Origin of the sequence: Nostoc sp. LPT (assembly GCF_017115165.1) — a bacterium.
Taxonomy (GTDB): domain Bacteria; phylum Cyanobacteriota; class Cyanobacteriia; order Cyanobacteriales; family Nostocaceae; genus Nostoc.
In genome coordinates this window covers 218348-236724 of the sequence record NZ_JABXKF010000139.1, presented here as the reverse complement: position 1 = coordinate 236724, position 18377 = coordinate 218348, and the positions used below count along the sequence as shown (strand labels likewise).

Annotated in this window: 12 protein-coding genes and 1 pseudogene; 6 read left to right on the top strand and 7 right to left on the bottom strand. The window is 42.4% G+C overall.

From position 1 onward, the window contains the following. Positions 1–625 precede the first annotated feature (625 nt). Positions 626–1117, bottom strand: a complete 492-nt coding sequence (gene ruvC, locus HWQ58_RS26795; protein ID WP_292869605.1) for a crossover junction endodeoxyribonuclease RuvC — start codon at positions 1115–1117, stop codon at positions 626–628. 174 nt (positions 1118–1291) lie between these two features. Between ruvC and HWQ58_RS26790 the strand changes: the two genes are divergently transcribed. The 3 genes from HWQ58_RS26790 (at position 1292) to HWQ58_RS26780 (ending at position 5012) form a co-directional block, all read left to right on the top strand. Continuing rightward, entirely contained in the window at positions 1292–2695 is a 1404-nt protein-coding gene (locus HWQ58_RS26790; protein ID WP_292869603.1) for a gluconeogenesis factor YvcK family protein, read from the top strand. A gap of 64 nt (positions 2696–2759) precedes the next feature. Continuing rightward, on the top strand, positions 2760–3215 hold the full coding sequence (gene tsaE / locus HWQ58_RS26785; RefSeq protein WP_292735393.1) for a tRNA (adenosine(37)-N6)-threonylcarbamoyltransferase complex ATPase subunit type 1 TsaE: 456 nt from the start codon (positions 2760–2762) through the stop codon (positions 3213–3215). Between the two features lie 1170 nt (positions 3216–4385). After that, positions 4386–5012, top strand: coding sequence for a PadR family transcriptional regulator (locus HWQ58_RS26780; protein WP_292869601.1), 627 nt, complete (start codon positions 4386–4388; stop codon positions 5010–5012). Positions 5013–5171: 159 nt separating this feature from the next. On the opposite strand, the gene HWQ58_RS26775 is transcribed toward HWQ58_RS26780, so the two are convergent. Both HWQ58_RS26775 and HWQ58_RS26770 read right to left on the bottom strand, forming a co-directional pair. Then, a complete protein-coding gene (locus HWQ58_RS26775) occupies positions 5172–6170 on the bottom strand; it encodes an aldo/keto reductase (RefSeq protein WP_292869599.1) in 999 nt (332 codons plus the stop codon). A gap of 62 nt (positions 6171–6232) precedes the next feature. Then, on the bottom strand, positions 6233–6979 hold the full coding sequence (locus HWQ58_RS26770; protein ID WP_292869597.1) for an SDR family oxidoreductase: 747 nt from the start codon (positions 6977–6979) through the stop codon (positions 6233–6235). 207 nt (positions 6980–7186) lie between these two features. Between HWQ58_RS26770 and HWQ58_RS26765 the strand changes: the two genes are divergently transcribed. Further along, on the top strand, positions 7187–8101 hold the full coding sequence (locus tag HWQ58_RS26765) for an AraC family transcriptional regulator (RefSeq protein ID WP_292869595.1): 915 nt from the start codon (positions 7187–7189) through the stop codon (positions 8099–8101). A 442-nt stretch (positions 8102–8543) separates the two neighbouring features. Here the strand turns inward: HWQ58_RS26765 and HWQ58_RS26760 are convergent, their stop codons facing one another. Beyond that, positions 8544–9230, bottom strand: coding sequence for an HAD-IA family hydrolase (locus HWQ58_RS26760; protein WP_292869593.1), 687 nt, complete (start codon positions 9228–9230; stop codon positions 8544–8546). A gap of 236 nt (positions 9231–9466) precedes the next feature. On the opposite strand from HWQ58_RS26760, the gene HWQ58_RS26755 reads away from it, so the two are divergent. Further along, on the top strand, positions 9467–10246 hold the full coding sequence (locus HWQ58_RS26755; RefSeq protein WP_292869591.1) for a glucosamine-6-phosphate deaminase: 780 nt from the start codon (positions 9467–9469) through the stop codon (positions 10244–10246). A 320-nt stretch (positions 10247–10566) separates the two neighbouring features. Here HWQ58_RS26755 and HWQ58_RS26750 read toward each other — a convergent pair whose 3' ends face one another. Beyond that, positions 10567–11055, bottom strand: a complete 489-nt coding sequence (locus HWQ58_RS26750) for an orange carotenoid protein N-terminal domain-containing protein (protein WP_292869589.1) — start codon at positions 11053–11055, stop codon at positions 10567–10569. A 709-nt stretch (positions 11056–11764) separates the two neighbouring features. Next, positions 11765–12148, bottom strand: coding sequence for a hypothetical protein (locus HWQ58_RS26745; protein WP_292869586.1), 384 nt, complete (start codon positions 12146–12148; stop codon positions 11765–11767). A 989-nt stretch (positions 12149–13137) separates the two neighbouring features. Between HWQ58_RS26745 and HWQ58_RS26740 the strand changes: the two are divergent. Then, positions 13138–15954 (top strand): annotated as a pseudogene (locus HWQ58_RS26740) (zinc-dependent metalloprotease). 11 nt (positions 15955–15965) lie between these two features. Here the strand turns inward: HWQ58_RS26740 and HWQ58_RS26735 are convergent. After that, positions 15966–18272, bottom strand: coding sequence for an FAD/NAD(P)-binding protein (locus tag HWQ58_RS26735; RefSeq protein WP_292869625.1), 2307 nt, complete (start codon positions 18270–18272; stop codon positions 15966–15968). Between the last annotated feature and the right edge of the window lie 105 nt (positions 18273–18377).

Below are 18377 nucleotides of genomic sequence, written 5' to 3'. Positions count from 1 at the left end.
GAAGGCAATATATTTTGGTAGCTTTATCTGTAGCCAGCTTTTAGAGAATTGGTATTACTTCTATGCTTTATTTTCCGAGTGTTCTAGTAGAGTTTCACTTGATTCTGATTTGTACATTTTTCATCATTGATTGCAAACTCCAAGGAGGTTCGCGAAAACCTTGAAAAGCTTATACTGACGATGTTTAAAGCATTATATTCTTTTTGCAATTAAGCTATCAACTGGATGCAAAATTTTATCGTAAATTCAAGGGTTTAAGACCCCTACATCTATATGTAGCGCGGAGTCGGAGCCACTCCGCCTCCGATCAGTTTCAGCCGGGGTTTAAATGGAACATAGTTGCCACAACGCTCTTAACCCGCGCATCCCCCTTGGCGTCTCCCCGCAGGAGTTGGCACTTCTCAACTCTTAGAGACGCACTCGCGTTCGTCTGAAATGTCTAAAATGTTTGAATGCGTGAATGCGTGAATTTTGAATTGTTAATTGGCTCTTGGTAGTCTTTGAAACATATAGCCGTAGTCACACAGGTTAGGACAGTGTTGATTGCTCAAAGTCTTGAAACAACTGGATTTTTACTCAGCACGGGCTAAACGCCCCGCTTTTGCTAACAGCACTCAGCACTTAGCTACAGCTGATAAGAAGCCGTTAAAGCCACTGCCAAAGCATCCGCAGCATCATCTGGCTTAGGAATTTCATCTAAATCCAACTCCCGCGCCACCGCTTCTTGCACTTCTGACTTATCAGCATTACCATAGCCTGTTAAAGCTTGCTTAATTTGAGCCGGAGTAAACTCTACATAAGGAAGACGACGCTGACCCAACACTAAAATGACTATACCCCGCGCCTGTGCAACCAGGATTGTACTTGACATACGATAGAAGAATAGTTTCTCGATCGCTACTAAATCTGGTTGAAATTCCTCTATCACGGTGTGTAAATCATCAAACAAGGTACATAAGCGTTGTCCCATTTCTACATCTGCTGACGTTTTAATGACTCCAAAATCCAGCATATTTACTGTAGTCTCTTGCACCTTGTTGAGATTTTGTGTGTAGCTAATTGCCCCAAATCCTAAAATTGCCAGTCCTGGATCTAATCCTAAAATTCGTTTTTCCATTAAATTCACTTTTACCAAGCCAGGGTATTGTTTAACTAGAAATACTGGCAATCTTCACGACTTGCTCTTAGTCTAATAGGATTGATAAATATAATAGTTTCACGCCTGGTGTTTTAAACCAAGTGGTGTAGATTTTCTGTTAATTATTGTTTGTAGCACTGCTCCAAATCAGGTATGTCAATTGGTTTTCTCAGACAAGCCCTCAACGCCCTGCAAAAGCAGTCGCGCTCTCGTACTTCTTATCGGGTTAACCAGTGGTTCAAATGGTTATCCCCTGGACTATCGGTAAAACGTTGGTTGTTGATTAGTGTTGGGGGTGTACTGCTGGCGAGTTTGGGGTTAGCCATTTGGATTAAGCTGACCCCAATTTTTTGGATGATTGAATTGGTTAGAGGTTTCTTGGGAGTCATCACCAACCTCTTACCGAACTATATCAGTGGGCCTTTGGTGCTGCTTGGCGGCTTGTTGTTAGTGCTTTGGGGGCAAACTCGCACCGTAGGCTCAATTACTAAGGTACTAAGAGCAGAAGGCGGAGAGGAACTCATTGATGTCTTGCTGGCCCATCGTCGATTGTACCGAGGCCCAAAAATAGTGGTAATTGGCGGTGGTACGGGACTTTCTACGTTGTTGAGGGGACTGAAAACCTACAGCGCTAATATTACTGCAATTGTCACTGTCGCCGATGATGGTGGATCTTCTGGGCGTTTGCGTCAAGAATTTGGAGTGCTACCACCAGGGGATATTCGCAATTGTTTGGCTGCACTAGCAGATGAAGAAAAGTTATTAACAGAATTGTTTCAATACCGTTTTCGGGCTGGAGATGGGTTAACTGGTCACAGTTTTGGCAATTTGTTTTTAACGGCAATGAGTGATATTACTGGAGATTTAGAACAAGCAGTTGCAGCCAGTTCTAAAGTTCTAGCGGTGCGAGGACAAGTACTACCAGCAACTCTCAGTGATGTTCGCCTCTGGGCAGAATTAGCCGATGGTCGTCGTATTGAGGGGGAGTCTAGTATTCCGAAAGCTGGCGGTAAAATTGTCAAAATTGGCTGCATTCCGGCTAATCCCCCGGCGGTGCCAGCAGCTATTAAGGCAATTAAAGAAGCTGATTACATCATTATTGGCCCAGGTAGCCTTTATACAAGCCTAATTCCTAATTTATTAGTACCAGAAATTGCCGATGCGATCGCTCAATCAGATGCCCCCCGTATTTATATCTGCAATATAATGACTCAACCCGGAGAAACTGAAGGCTACACTGTTGCCGATCACATCAGAGCAATTGATGCTGCTTGTGGACAAAGACGACTATTCGATGCTGTACTGATACACAAAAAATCTCCCTCAGAGCAATCGCTCATCCGCTACGCCCAACAAAACTCTCATCCCGTTTTCCTCGATAGAGAAGCAGTAACTCAGCTAGGGCGACGGATTGTTCCAGCTAATGTTTTGTATGAAGATGAAACAGGTTTTGTACGTCACAATCCCCAGAAACTAGCACAAGTGTTATTGCGGTGGTACGGTAGAGGTCAGTCCCTTCGGGGAATTCAAAATTCAAAATTCAAAATTCAAAATTAAGGAAAATGAAAATTTGTCATTTGTCATTTTTTTAGACTAATCAGTAATGCCCAATACCTCAATCATGAAAATTTTTCTTGCAGATACAGAAGCAACCCTGCGCTTAGGTATTACTCTTGGCGAATCCCTGACACCTGGCAGTGTAATTTTACTAGAAGGTGATTTAGGCGCTGGTAAAACTACTTTAGTTCAAGGTATTGGTAAAGGTTTAGGAATTGCTGAACCCATTGTCAGTCCGACTTTCACGCTGATTAATGAGTATACGGAAGGGCGCTTTCCCCTTTACCATCTAGATTTATATCGCTTAGAACCGCAAGAAGTTGCAACCCTAAATTTAGAAAGTTACTGGGAAGGTGTTGAAGTCATACCAGGAATTGTGGCAGTTGAATGGGCAGAACGATTACCCTACAAGCCAGATAGTTATCTGAGCGTGAGTTTGACTTATGGACATGAAGGCACTCGTCAAGTCGAACTCACACCATTCAATTGTGCCATTAGCAAAGTCATTGCCGCGATTTAAGTTCATCTCCCGACTAAAGTACGAGGTATTTCACTTTTTTGACCGCAATACTCAAAAATTACTGCAAATAATCGAGAGAGAACTTTACACTCGTTCTATCTGCCACTACCACGTTCGCCACTGTCAGTTACTAACATTGTTATCTCAACCCAAACAAAAATATTTAATCAGCTTTTCTTGAATAGAAAACTGGTGGTAAGCAAAGCTAACACCTGTCCCTATAAATTTAGGAAAGTTTGCAACACACTGGCTTTCTTTAAAAGGGAGACTATTTTTTCCTTCACTCCCTTGAATCCAGGCGAGTTTATATTATCCGAATAGTATTAAATCGAAAGTGATTCTTAACTAACCGGGATATCGGCATCTACTAGTTTTATTGCTGTAATAAGCAGTTAAAAACTGATTTAGATGGTTGGTATACGAATCAAGCAAGTGTAAATAAACTGTTGTTGGGTTCAATGAAAGTTTTGAGAGAACTTAGTCAGCTTCGATTGAAGCCGATTAGTTCCCTACTGTGGTTCAAAAAAGGAATTTAGATTATTTAGCAGCGAATGCTAGTAGAAAAAGTTAAGTAATCATAAAGTTTTGTATAATTTTAACTTTTCTTACACTTAGTATTCCCAAGTTAAGTTCACAATCTATACAAAAAAATAAAGTATTTTATAAATTTACAAAATTAGTTTTAATAATTTTAACTAGCAATAAATTCTGATATTCACATCTGTAATTAACACCAATATCAAGAAAATATTAACTAAAATATCTCGTACTTATACATATTTTATCTAGAAATACAAGATAGATGTATTACAGCTATTTTCAGGTAAATAGACCACGCAGTAGGGGTGCAAGGCCTTGCGCCCCTACGATAGGTGTGCTTCAAATACGTGAAAACTGCTGTAAGTAAGTGGCATGAAAAAACCAAACCCTGTATTTTTACATGGTTTAGTCTGTGGAGTGAACTCTTTGTTACACCTATTACTTCATAGTTGAGCAAAAATGCTTAATCTACGATTAAACGTCGTAGATAGAGTCTTTTGTTGAACAAGTACAGACTCTTAGCTAGTCGAAATTGCCTTCGTTACAAATCTTCATCAAAATTATATTCCGATATATCGGAATATATCGCGATATATCGTATATTAGAGAAAGTTGATTTGAGATTCACTTATGTTTAGACATTTTCGGTCACGTTTTGGCGCACCTGCATGGGCAGGAATAAGCGAAGAGGATTCATTGCTTGTTAGGTCTTGGTTTGGGCATGACAAGCATCATGGTAGACATCATGAGAAACACTTTGGCAATGAAATGTTTGGTCGTGGTTGGGGAGATGAATATCGGACTCGTCGGGGTGACATCAAGTTCATTCTGCTGGAATTGTTATCCGAGCATCCTAGTCATGGTTACGATCTGATTAAAGAGATGGAAACTCGCTATGGTGGTTTTCGTCGCCTCAGTCCTGGCTCAGTGTATCCAACACTGCAATTGTTGGAAGAAGGTGGTTATCTCAAGAGCGCGCAGGAAGGGGGCAAGCGGATTTATACGATTACGGATGAGGGTAAACAATTATTGGCAGAACGTGCCCAACAAGAACCTTCAGACTCTCCTTGGGATACCTTCAAAAGTTTTGTTACAGGTAAGCCCCAAGAGTTTATTGAGTTGCGGAATGCCGCTACAGAGTTAGCTGCTGCGGTGGTGCAGGTTGCTCGTAGTGGCAATATGGAGCGGATAAATCGGGTGCGTGAGCTTTTAGATCAAGTTAAACGGGAAATTTACGCGATTCTGGCTGAAAAATAAGTAGAGGCTCGTAGTCAGGACTTTAGTCTTTATTTTCTAAACACTAAACTGCTTACCCAACGGGATAAGTTTATCGCTCATGGGTAAACCCTTTAAGAAGCGTCTCGTAGAGCAGAACGCGCTAACTCACTACAAACCCTCTAAGTACTTTGTTACGCATTAGCGTTCGCTGTCCAGCATTTGCATCTGATGTTGATCGTAACGAGTACCTGCGATCGCAGATGCAGGAATTGCTGCTTCAATGCGGGTTAAGTCCTCTGAGGATAGGTTCACATCCAAAGCCGCCAACGATTCGGAAAGTTGGGTGCGCTTGCGTGCGCCGATAACCGGCACAATGTTTCTGCCTTTGGCAAGTACCCAAGCAATAGCCAATTGCGAAGGAAGAATTCCTTTCTCGGTGGCAATTTGCTTTAGTTCATCGATTAGGCGTTGGTTCTGGGCAAGGTTTTCTTTGCTGAAGCGTGGTAAGTAGGCACGGAAGTCTCCCTGTGTGCCTGGAGTGGAGCCACTTAACAGTCCTCGTGAAAGCACACCATAGGCAGTCACGCCAATACCAAGTTCTTCCAGTACAGGAAAAATCTCGCTCTCAGGACTACGGCTAATCAGGGAGTACTCGATTTGTAGGTCACTGATGGGGTGAATAGCGTGGGCGCGGCGGATGGTGTCCGCTCCCACCTCCGATAACCCGATATGTCGGACGTAGCCAGCCTTGACTAGCTCGGCGATCGCGCCGATAGTGTCTTCAATGGGAACTTGCGGGTCTAATCGAGCCGGACGGTAGATGTCAATGTGGTCTACTCCCAATCGGGTAAGGCTATAAGCTACAAAGTTTTTCACCGAAGCAGGGCGGGTATCTATACCAAGCCATCCGCCATCGCGAGTACGTAAAGCGCCGAATTTCACCGAAACCAAGGCTTTGTCTCGACGCTCCTTGATTGCCCGACCAATTAACATCTCATTCTGCCCGCTGGCATAAAAATCGCCAGTATCCAATAATGTCATCCCGTGGTCAAGAGCTGCCTGGATAGTTGCAATGCTTTCGTTTTCGTCTGCTGCACCGTACACACCAGACATACCCATGCATCCAAGAGCTAGGGGGAAAACAGTTAGACCTTTAGAACCAAGTTGGCGAGGTTGAATTTGATTTTGGGTAGTCATATATCGCTTCTGTGTTGTTTTACTGCGAGGTGAGGTTGAAAATTCACCGCATCTTTGCGTAACTATACGCTGGCTGTGGGGCGCACGATAATCTCATTCACATCAACGTCATCCGGTTGCTCGATTCCAAAGGCGATCGCTCTGGCGATCGCTTCCGCCGGAAGGGCAATCTTGCGAAATTCCTGTATACTTTTGCCAGCTTCGGCGTCAGTAATGGTATCGGCGAGTTCCGACTCTGTTACACCCGGCGAGATGACCGTAACGCGAATGTCGGTATTTTCCTGACGCAGCCCTTCTGAAATTGCCAACACAGCGAACTTAGTGGCTGAGTAAACGGCACAGGTTGGCCAGACAGCGTGTCCGCCGATGGAGGACAGGTTAACGAACTGGCCAAATCCCTGGCGTTTCATCAACGGTAGCCCAGCGGCGATGCCATTAAGTACGCCACGGATGTTCACGTCAATCATCCAGTCCCATTCATCAACCTTCAGCGCTTCTAGTTTCGAGAGCGGCATAACGCCTGCATTGTTGACGATCGCATCAATGCGGCCAAATTTGCTCTGAGCAAATTCTACAAAGGCTTGGAAGTTGGCGCGATCGGTGACATCGAGGGTCTGATACTCCGCCGAGCCGCCCTCAGAGCGGATTGTAGCCACGAGGGTTTCTAGCCGCTCCGTGCGTCGTGCGCCCAAAATAACGTGGATGCCCTTACGAGCGAGTAGACGTGCTGTCGCCTCACCGATACCGCTGCTTGCACCTGTAATAAGTACGACTTTCTGTTCTTTGCCAGTGTTTTCGTTGGTAGTCATAAAACCGTATCTCCAAGTGGTTGTACTTTCTAGCACACTTTTAATCTAAAAGAGTCAAAGCTTGATGCGGTAATCTGAACCTGCGGAATTCTTGCCTAATCCTGCATTTTCCTTCATTGTTTATCATAAAAAGATAAGCTGACCTAAGCGGCTGAATAGATTGCGGCTGCCCTGAATGTTAGTTTCATAAAGATTTCAAACGACATTATGGAACAAACTGTTAGAAAGCAGCAGTCCGAGCTAGCCGCTCTGATTGCACAGAACAGTAATGGAGATGGTGTCCATCCCACAGTGATCGAGCGGCTGTTCCTGATCCGCTCCTCACAACTAACTGCGCCTCTTCATGCCCTGCATGAGCCTTCCCTGTGCATTGTCGCTCAGGGCAAGAAACAGGTAATGTTGGCAGACAATCTGTATGTTTATGGTCAAGACCAATATTTGGTGGTATCTATCGATCTGCCTGTCGTCGGTCAAGTGATTGAAGCAACGCCAACCGTTCCGTATCTGTGCCTTCGGCTCGATTTAGATCCGGGAGAACTCAGCACACTGATGATGGAGGCAAAACTAGACGCTCCCGCTAACCAACCACTAAAACCGGGCTTGTCTATTAATCCTGTTAGCCCCCAACTGCTTGATGCTGCAATAAGACTTGTACGGTTGTTGGAAACACCTGAAGATATTCCCATCCTCGCACCTTTGATTATTCGAGAAATTCTCTACCGTTTGTTATCAAGCGAACACAGTGCTAGATTGCGACAGATTGCTTTAGTCGATAAACAACTCCAAGCAATTAGCAGAGCGATCAACTGGCTTAAATGGAACTACGAAAAACCATTTCGGATCGATACGATCGCTCGTGAAGCGTGCATGAGTCCCTCGTCCCTGCATCATCACTTCAAGTCAGTCACCACCATGAGTCCTTTGCAATATCAAAAACAGCTTAGACTTCAACAAGCCCGTCGCCTGATGCTGGGGCAAGGTATGGATGCGGCAACAGCTAGTCATTACGTGGGTTATGAAAGCCCCTCACAGTTCAGCCGTGAATACAGTCGGTTGTTCGGCGCACCACCGTTGCGTGATATGGCTCGGTTAAAAAGTGGAGTTTTTGGGGATGGGGGATGAGGGGGAAGTTTTTCATTACCTGTGCGTAAATCCTAATTAATTAAGTCTTTGATACTCATTAATGAGGTTTAGAACTCCTTTAATGAGTCTTTGATACTCATTAATGAGGCTTAGAACTCCTTTAATGAGTCTTTGATCCTCATTAATGAGGCTTAGAACTCCTTTAATGAGTCTTTGATCCTCATTAATGAGGCTTAGAACTCCTTTAATGAGTCTTTGATCCTCATTAATGAGGCTTAGAACTCCTTTAATGAGTCTTTGATACTCATTAATGAGGCTTTGATACTCATTAATGAGTCTTTGATACTCATTAATGAGGCTTAGAACTCCTTTAATGAGTCTTTGATACTCATTAATGAGGCTTTGATACTTGCGGACGTAGCTTGGAACTTAGCCCCCTGCTCCTCTGCTCCTCTGCTCCTCTGCCTCCTGCCCCCTGCCCTCAAAAATTAGAAGCGATCGCACTTAAATCTGGCTCGATGAGTGAGTTTAGCAATGTCCACAACTGCAAATCAGTAAAGTCTGGAATTGCCATAAATGCACCGACTGACTGCAAAATTTGCGGATCGTGGGTGGAGGCGATGCCAATGGTGCGGATATCTGCGCCCACCGCTGAACGAATACCAGAGGGAGAGTCTTCTAAAGCGATCGCTTCTTCTGCTGTAATCTCCAACTTATTCAGGGCAACTTGGTAGGGCGCAGGGTCGGGTTTACCTGCAATACAATCATCCGCTAAAACAACTGTATGGAAAGCTTCTTTGATCCCCAAAACCTCTAGCATAAATTCTGCATTTAATCTAGGGGCATTAGTTACTAATGCACGTTTTAATTGATGTGCATCTGTCCATGCTAGTAGTTCAGAAAATCCACTTAGCGGTTTGAGATGTGGGGCGAGTTTGCGGAAAAGCGTCTCTTTTTCGTCTGCAAATCTTTGCCCTTCTAATGTTGATAATTGTGGCAGAATGTCTTTAACAATTTCTGGATTTAGCCTTCCACTAATTCGGGATTTATAAAATGTTTCATCTATTTCTATGCTGTAATTTAACAGCATTTCCTGCCAAGCTCGGTAGTGTATAGGGTCAGTGTTGACAATAGTCCCGTCTAGGTCAAAGAGAATTGCAGCCAGCATAATTTTTGGGTAGAATGTAAATAATTGTTAACTTAATTTAAATAGTTTACATTGTTTTTTGTCTTTAGTGATTATTCCTTCGTTAATACGGGGATTATGGACTGGAGAAGAAAATTTCAAGAGTCAGAAATTAATCTGCTAAATCCTAAAATCTATACTGGATAGGGCATATAAGGGCAGATAGGTAAAGCCTCAGAGAAAAGTGCCGTATAATTGATAACTTTCTATGTAAGCAAATGGTAGCCGCCACAAACTTTTTTCGCGTTGATGATTTACTAGTGCAGATTTACAACTCTGAAGTCGAAATGGCCGAGGATGTTGCCGAAATCGTGCAAAAGTATTTACAGCAAGTTCTTAAGCAGCAGGATACAGCTGCTGTATTGTTAGCTACAGGTAACTCCCAACTCAAATTTCTTAATGCTTTGATTGCATTGGGTGGTGTAGATTGGTCACGGATTATTCTGTTCCATCTAGATGAATATTTGGGAATTACTGCTGACCATTCTGCTAGTTTTCGGCGTTATATGCGAGAACGTGTAGAGAAGCGAGTTAATCCTAAAAAATTTCACTATATAGAAGGTGATACATTACAACCAGTAACAGAGTGCGATCGCTACACTAAATTATTGCAAGCACAACCGATTGACTTATGCTGTCTTGGTGTTGGCGAAAATGGGCATTTAGCTTTTAACGATCCAGCTGTAACAAATTTTCAAGATCCTTACAAAGTTAAACTGGTAAAACTGGATACTGTGAACCGTCAGCAACAAGTAAGTACAGGTCACTTTCCGAATTTAGAAACCGTGCCACAGTATGCTTTTACTATCACCATTCCAACAATTTGTTCAGCTAAAAAAATTATCTGTCTTGCTCCAGAAAAACGTAAAGCGAATGTGGTAAAAGAAATGCTGGAAAGTTACGTTGGTAAAGACTGTCCGGCTTCTATTCTCCGTCAACAACCCCAAGCGACGTTGTTTTTAGATGTTAATTCTGCTAGCTTACTAAAATCAACTTAAACTTATCCACAGCTTCAATCTTCCAAACTAATTATTCCAGCGATCGCTGGAATTGCATGAGATAGTTTTAGTATACAGTAACGCTATAACTATCAAGTGAGCGTCTATATCCAAATTCACAAATTCTGATACACTTTGTTATACAAATTTGATATTTATAGAAGTCATAAACATCTCAAAGTAATGAAATAAAAATTACTAAATACGCCAGCCATCAAAATTTAGCTTTATATTAAGCGACTGGCGAATCTAGAAAGTTTTAAGACAAGGGTATAAATAACTTAATAGATACCCTTAGCATCCTAAAAAGTTCAAAAGTGCTAAATTCCAACACTTGCGGCTTCAGCACCCAGTGGCGAAACATAATCACGGAAAAGAGTAATCTGCTGTTCAAACTCTAAGAGTTGAATTTTGCCAAACAATGGTTTAGCTTCGGAAGGAAGTTCATAATCATTAGGTACAGGAATTATAGTACCATTATCCATCCCTTGAGATAATCGATACCAAAATAGGAGTTTTGTAGTATCACCCAAAGAGCCATACTCACGAGAAATTTGGGTATCCGTTTTATTAATCAAATCACGCTGAACTTGTAATTGTTGTTCGTGAGATAATTCCTTAACTTGATTAAATAAACCTTCAGCTATTTCTGGAGAAACAGTACTTGCTCCAGGAGCGGCTGGAGTAATTGAACCCCCCATTTCTTTGTAGATAAACCAAAACAAAGCAAGTTGTTGATCTACATTTAAATTTTGCCAAGCTTGTACATGTTCACGAATAGTTGGATCGTTGGTTTGTGTAGATGTCATGATTAACTCCAAATCGCAATTATTTATTTATTCTTAATAATGTTATCAAATGTACATTTGGAGTTTTACCCTACTGAAGACAGATGTCTTAAAATCATAAAGAAGATCGTTCAAAGCCAAAATAATGCTTGGCAAGTGCCAAATGAAAGACTTAGCAATTATAAGTCTGTTGCCAAATTAAAAGATTATTAAAAGGTATTTCTTTGGATAGATGTTAACTTGATTACAATAGAAAGTAAAAAAGTATTACTTGTTAATCTTTGAAAAGACTAAATTTATGATTTACGCATTGACAGAAGCAACCAACTGTGGTTGAAATTTTGTTGGAAGGTTCTGCATTGTAATCCTCTTGTAGGTGGGTTACTGCCTCCAGTCAAACCAGCAGCTCGCAGCCTTTAATAAGCCAAAGCAACGGTAAACAAAGTATAGTTTTGAGTCTTTGGGGTTCTTCAAGTTTAATAGTGATCAAACGGACGTGAAATAATACGCAGTAGGGGTATACAGCTAGCTGTACACCCCTACTAAAAAACCTATATTTAATGCAATTGACGAAATGCTACAATCTATGCTCAGTAAGGGTGAACGCTTTACGCAAATATTAGAAGAGTTCGTTGGTTAGATACCAGCCTTCGTAATATTACTCATTTATTGGCGAAAAGTTATTAGTACTTACTGCCAAGTAAAGATTAGAATGCATTTGACGTCAAACTTAGTTCAGTATTTTTTTGCCTGTTTGTGCTGCACTTTCCCCGACATCATTAGCAGTTTTCTCAGCACCTTCTACGTAGCCAGCTCCAAATTGTTTAAAGGCTTCTGCTGACTCTTCTCCAATCTTTTTAAGTCGTTCACCAGGAGCACCTTTGGTTTCACGAGCTTCTTTATTCCATTCCCCGATTGTTCTCGGTCTTTGAGAATCATCTTGCTGTATCTGTTCGCGAACTCTTTCTTTTAAGCCTGTGTTACTTTGCCCAGGAGCAACATTCGTCGTCAGCACTAGAAAACCAACTATGACAATAGCCAAAAAACCTTTTATTTGAAGTCCTTTAAGGAGGGAACTGATTTGACTAATAGTCCTAGAAATCAAATTTATCATTGCCGAATTAGTTTGTTTTTTGGAGTACAAATAAAGATTACCTATAAAAAAATAATTATCCTTCTAACAAAAGGCATATCTCAGTTATGAAATATCTTAAATGAGACTATACCAATCATCCACAAGCAAATCAACTAAATCAAACCATTCATAGAGGAGAAAAAGAATCTAGAAACTTAGCAATGCTAAGTCTCTACAAGGGTTCTGGATAACGCATATTTAATTTCGCCAGATATGTATTAACTGCAATATTTAGTTAACCACGATATTTTTCATAGATTGCTTGATTTTGACATCACCCAAGCGGTAGAAATTGGTGTACTCACTTTTGCTTGTACATAAAATAACCGCAAATCACTCAAAATTGGTTTGTGGTTGCCTAGAGCAAATGGTCGATAATTAGGCAAAAAAGCTGATTTTGCGTGGTCATAACGCTTTAAAGACCATTGAGAACAATTGACTATCTGAGAAAACGGTTGAAATTAGCATAAATTTCCAAAATTCATCCGAAAAAAGCATTTAAATGCTCAATAATAGCTTTCTTATCAGTATTACTCTTTGTTTATAAATCATGCTTGAGATTTCTTGGGCTACTAAATGTAGCACTAAATACATTTTTAATACAACATTTGGTTTTTAATACAAGTAGAAATAAAAAAAACATATATCTTTGGTTGTAAAAATTATCAACCTTAAAAGATAGATGCTTATGGATAATTCCTGAATAGTTACTAATAACAATCAACAGTCACACGACTTTTAAACTAGTACACTGTGGCGGAAGTTTGCCTACCTTGAACAAGTTGCTTGAACAATTTGTCTAGTTAATTAAGATGGTAGCTGGATTTCTGCTGTGCTGTATTAGAGGCATTGTTTATCTGATTGAGTGAATTTATATTGTAATCCCTAGATATTTGAAGGACTTACAGACGAAAAACTACTCGACATTTTTCCTTAACACGAGAACTGTTCAGGTGGAAAGCCAAAGGATGAAATACTGGATAACAAAATTAGCAGTCTGTATAGTATTACTGTATAGCTTGTTGCTATCAAATGATTATGCAGAAGCAAACCAACTTTCAAATACTTCTAATATTGATGTACAGCAATTAAATGTACTCCCTGTAGTTGAAAACTTAGTAAGTGCTGACAAGAATATTGCTGAGATTAAAAAGGAAGATTTTTGTCTATTTAATGGGATTGTTAATCGGATAGATAAACTAGAAGGACTTTTCACACTTTATTGTAGCGAGGATTCGGGAAAAGTTTTTTTAGAACTTAAGCCAGAGCAGCTAAATAAAAACTACCTAGCTATAGTAACATTGGAATCAGGCATTGGGTAAAGTGGGATTTATAGTGGATTACCTCTTTCTGATTTTATCTTTTACTTCCGAAGAATAAATAATAGATTGCATTTTGTTGTGCGTAATGTAAAATTCCGTACAGACAGTATAGCAGAACAGCGATCGCTGGCTCGTTCATTTAGCGATTCAGTTCTTTATTCACTCGAAATAGCTACTATCGATCCCAAAAATCAAAATATTCTAATCGACCTGAATGGACTGCTAATACAGGATTTTCCTGGATTAACTTCTCTATTAAAATACTCTTTGCAAGCCGATTACCGCTTAGATGCACGCAAGTCATATTTTGGTGATGTTAACAGCTTCCCAGAAAACATAGAGATTGATTCGATTTACGGTTTTTCATCACTAGAAGGTTCAAATTTAATCACTGTACCCGATAGTAGGGCACTCACTCTAAAGGTACACTACAGTTTTTCTCAGTTGAGAGAAAACAATGGTTATATTCCCAGACTTGCCGATGATAGAGTTGGATATTTTACTACTGCTTTCCAAGACTTTTCTGATAATAATGCTCGTGAATCATTTGTACGTTACATTAATCGCTGGCATCTAGAACCATCCGATCCTAACGCCCCTTTATCTCTACCGAAAAAACCAATTGTGTATTGGATTGAAAATGCTGTACCACTAAAATACGGTGATGCGATTCGTGAAGGCGTTTTGATGTGGAACAAAGCATTTGAAAAAGCCGGATTTCAAAATGCTATTGAAGTGCAGCAAATGCCAGATGATGCTGATTGGAAACCAGCAGATGTACATTACAACACTATTCGCTGGTTCAATTCTTTAGATGCAGGTTTTGCCAAAGGCCCGATGCGCGTTAACCCCTTCACCGGGGAAATATTGGATGCAGATATTATTGTGGATGCCAATATGGTGCGTTTAGTTCAGCAAGAATATCATGCATTAATCGAGGCAAATTCATGTCCAGAAAAGATGAAAGGACATGAACACGCAAGAAAATATCTGGATAGATTCTTTGCATCATCTTCCTCTGCTTTGTTTTTCTCCTCTGAGTCCTGCTATGGTATGGAGTCTTCAAATCAAGCAGCTATGGGGGCGCTAGCGTTGTCAATGTTGCCAAACACTACACCTAGTGGTGAAACGATGAAGGAGTATGTACATCAATATTTGCGTTCTCTTATCGCTCACGAAGTTGGGCACACTCTGGGTTTGCGCCACAACTTTTATGGCAGCACCATGTTAGCGCCACAAGAATTAAATAATACTGAAATCACTCACACCAAAGGTTTAGTGGGTTCGGTGATGGACTATGTACCTGTGAATATAGCACCACAGGGAGTACAACAAGGTGACTATTTCCCAGGAGTTATTGGGCCTTATGACGAATGGGCAATTGAGTATGGCTACAAAAAATTTCCAGCAACAGCACTTGAGGTAACGATTCCAGAATCAGAAAAAAGTTTTTTAGACCAGATTGCACTAGCGTCGCCTCAACCAGAATTATCTTACGCAACTGATGAAGATATCTGGGATATCAATCCTTTGGCAAATGTCTGGGATATGAGTAGTGATGTGCTACTTTATTCACAGTGGCAAATGGATAATGCTCGTTTTATGTGGCAGCGTCTTGATCAGGGTTATCTATCGAAAGGAGAAAGCTATAGTAACCTACGCCTGAAATTTAATAGAGTACTTAAATATTATTTTCGGAACGCCACTTTGCTTTCTAAATACATTGGCGGACAATCGTTTCGGCGTCTCCATACCAGTGATGATGCTTGGGCATTTGTACCAGTTTCACTTTTAAAACAACGTCAAGCGTTGACAAAGTTACAAGAGTATGTATTTGCCGAAGATGCTTTTAGCTTTTCACCACAATTGCTCAATCAACTAGCACCGTCCCGTTGGGAACACTGGGGTAGTTCTGCACCTAATAACCGCCTTGATTATCCAATTCACGATCGCATTTTGAGTTTTCAAAGTGCAATATTGCGATCGCTATTAGACAGCGATCGCCTGAATCGCTTACAAGATATAGAATTAAAAACCCTGCCCGGAGAAGCGCTTTCCATACCAGAATTGTTCGACACCCTGCAAACAGGCATCTGGACAGAAGTTTTCGCCCCAGGAGAACCAAAGCCAATTTCTAGCATCCGCCGTTCATTGCAACGGGAACATCTGAATATTTTGTTACAGATGATCTTGGGTACTACTAATACACCTGAAGATGGGCGGACATTAGCTTGGTATAAACTGCGCCAACTGCAAAAAGCCATTGATGTCAGACTCAAACAACTTGGCGAACAGATCATTAGCGGGGTTCCTTCCCTTGAAACCACTGCGTTAGCGCCAGCGATAGCGAGGACCGAGCGTCACCCTGACGGAAAAAGCCTCGATCTTTACACCTTAGCTCACTTAGAAGCTTCTGGCGATCGCATTACTAAAGCATTAAACGCGCAGTTACTTTCTAGGTAGCCACGATACTCCTAAATGTACATAGCAAAGTAGTCCTCATAAATTTCAGTATTAGTTGATAGCGTTTTTTCTACTTTTTCACGATCTACATCAATCGCCAAACTCGTACCATTGCTCAGACTCTCTTCGGGCATGAAATCGCCACAGTATTCATTGGCGGGTACGGCTTCGTTCATCTTTTTGGGATAACTCAAACCCAGATGGCTCATGATTGCGATAAATTGCTCGCGGCTGCGATTAGCAAATCGGGGATTGAGGCGTTTTTCTTCACCAATAGTAGAAACAGTGCGCCCTTTGTAGTCATGGGCGGGATAAACCAGGGTTTCTTCTGGGAGAGTAAATAACTGTTGCGTCACTGTCTCGTACAGAGTACCCGCATCACCCGATTGAAAGTCTGTGCGTCCACAGCCGCGAATCAATAAGGCATCCCCCGTTAACAGATGGGTATTGTTGACTAAATAAGCCAGATGGCTGTCGGTATGCCCTGGTGTAGCGATCGCCTCAATCCGCACTGCCCCTACGATTAAGGTTTCGCCATCGGCAAGGGAGTGATCCGCAGACCTAGCAGTGGCATTTTGGGGCACCATCACCTGACAACCCGTTTGCTGTCTAAGTTTACCAGCACCAGTGATATGGTCAGCATGGATGTGAGTTTCTAAACAGTAGCAAAGACTCAACCCCAAGTCATCCAGCACTTGTAAATCACGGTCAACCTGCTCCAATACTGTATCTACCAGCACCGCATCTTTAGTCTGACTGTCTGCAATCAGATAGGTGTAGGTGCTAGATTCTGGGTCAAAGAATTGGCGAAACAATAGTGTTGACTGGGGTATGGCAAGTCGAAGGTCGCTATATTCTTGTTCAGTGGCGCGAGAAATGGGCGAAACGGGACGCACCCGCACTGGTAAGGATTGCAACACTGTTGTCGCCAATGCCTGAGCCTGCTCGCGCAGTTCGGGAACAGCGATCGTTTCCCACAAATTGCCTTTGCGGGGAGTACCCAAGGTATAGAGTAGGCTTGAAGGTTTACTCTGAGCATCTAATACAGCACCATCGGGGGTAGTATCCAAACCCAAGCCAATATCGTTGGGGCGGATCAATCCCTGGGTGCGTAAATTGGCAATTAAGGATTGGGGCGATCGCTGATAATTTGCCTGTATCCCGGTGCAATTCACCACGCGACCGACTTGCAAAACCTGATTTTTTTGCGTTTGGCGCTGGCGAACGGTCACTGCCACCGCCTCAAATGCCGCCTGATAGCCCTGAATGCGCCCTGCGGTAATAGTTAGTTGCCCAGAATCCAGCATTGCTTGGACAATCTTGGCAATTTTGGGGGCAATTCGATGGCGATGTACATCCCAATAGGGGGTGACATGGCGCAAAAGCCGTTTTTGTTCTACGAGGGGCAGTTGTTGCCAGAGTTGCTGGGTGATCGGACGCAGGGAATCAATCACCGATCGCCAGTCGTAGCCCTGCACTGCTGCCGTTTGCACCTCACTGCGAATGCGCCGCAGCAAGCCGCGAACTGTTTTCGGCGCGGTGTCTGGGGTCAAAAAGGCGGGGTAGGGTTTAGTCGATTGATGCGGTAGCGGAGACAATCCCCGGCGAGATACGGCATAAATTTTGCCTTGATGGTTGCCAGCGTGGAGTGATACCACCATATCCACCATCGTCAGTCCAGTGCCAATCAGCAATACAGGCGCATCAGGTTTCAACTCTGCCAACGCCTCGGCTGACCAAGCATGACGTAGGTAGGGGGTGTCATTGTCCTCAGAGGGTTGCGATCCAGGAGGGGGAGAAGGGGCGTTTCCCAGTGCCAGTACAATTTTGTCTGCCACGAAAGTACGGCTGCTACTCAAGGAGACGATCGCGCCTTTGGCTTGTGGCTCCACTGCCACCACTTCATCGATGACGCGCTCTAGCCGGACGTTACTCGATGCCGTGGCTTCAGCTTCCTCCAAAATCGATTGGATATAAAGCCCGAATATCTGACGGGGAATAAAGCTGCTGGCATTCAAGTCACTGGGCAGAAATGTCCCTAACTCACTGCGGTTATAGTTTAACCAGCGCAGCAGATGACTAGGATCGCTGGGAAAGGCACTCATTTTGCCTACGGATACATTCAGCAAATGGCTGATGGTGTCCGTGCTGTAGGCGACTCCCTTGCCAATGTCGTGACTGCGCTCAATCAGTTTAATCAATAGGGGGCGGTTGGCAGTTTTTAACAGGTGAGCCGCTACTAAAGAACCACTAAAGCCAGCACCAACGAGAGCGATCGTGGTGGTTGAAGGATGTGCTATCAGGACATTAGAATGCATCACGGTGCTAAATAGAGTGTATGGTGACTACTTTCGCAATTAATTTAACTACTATATACTGGTCGGTTTTTGGGTGTATAATATCATGTCCGGTTAATTAGTTAT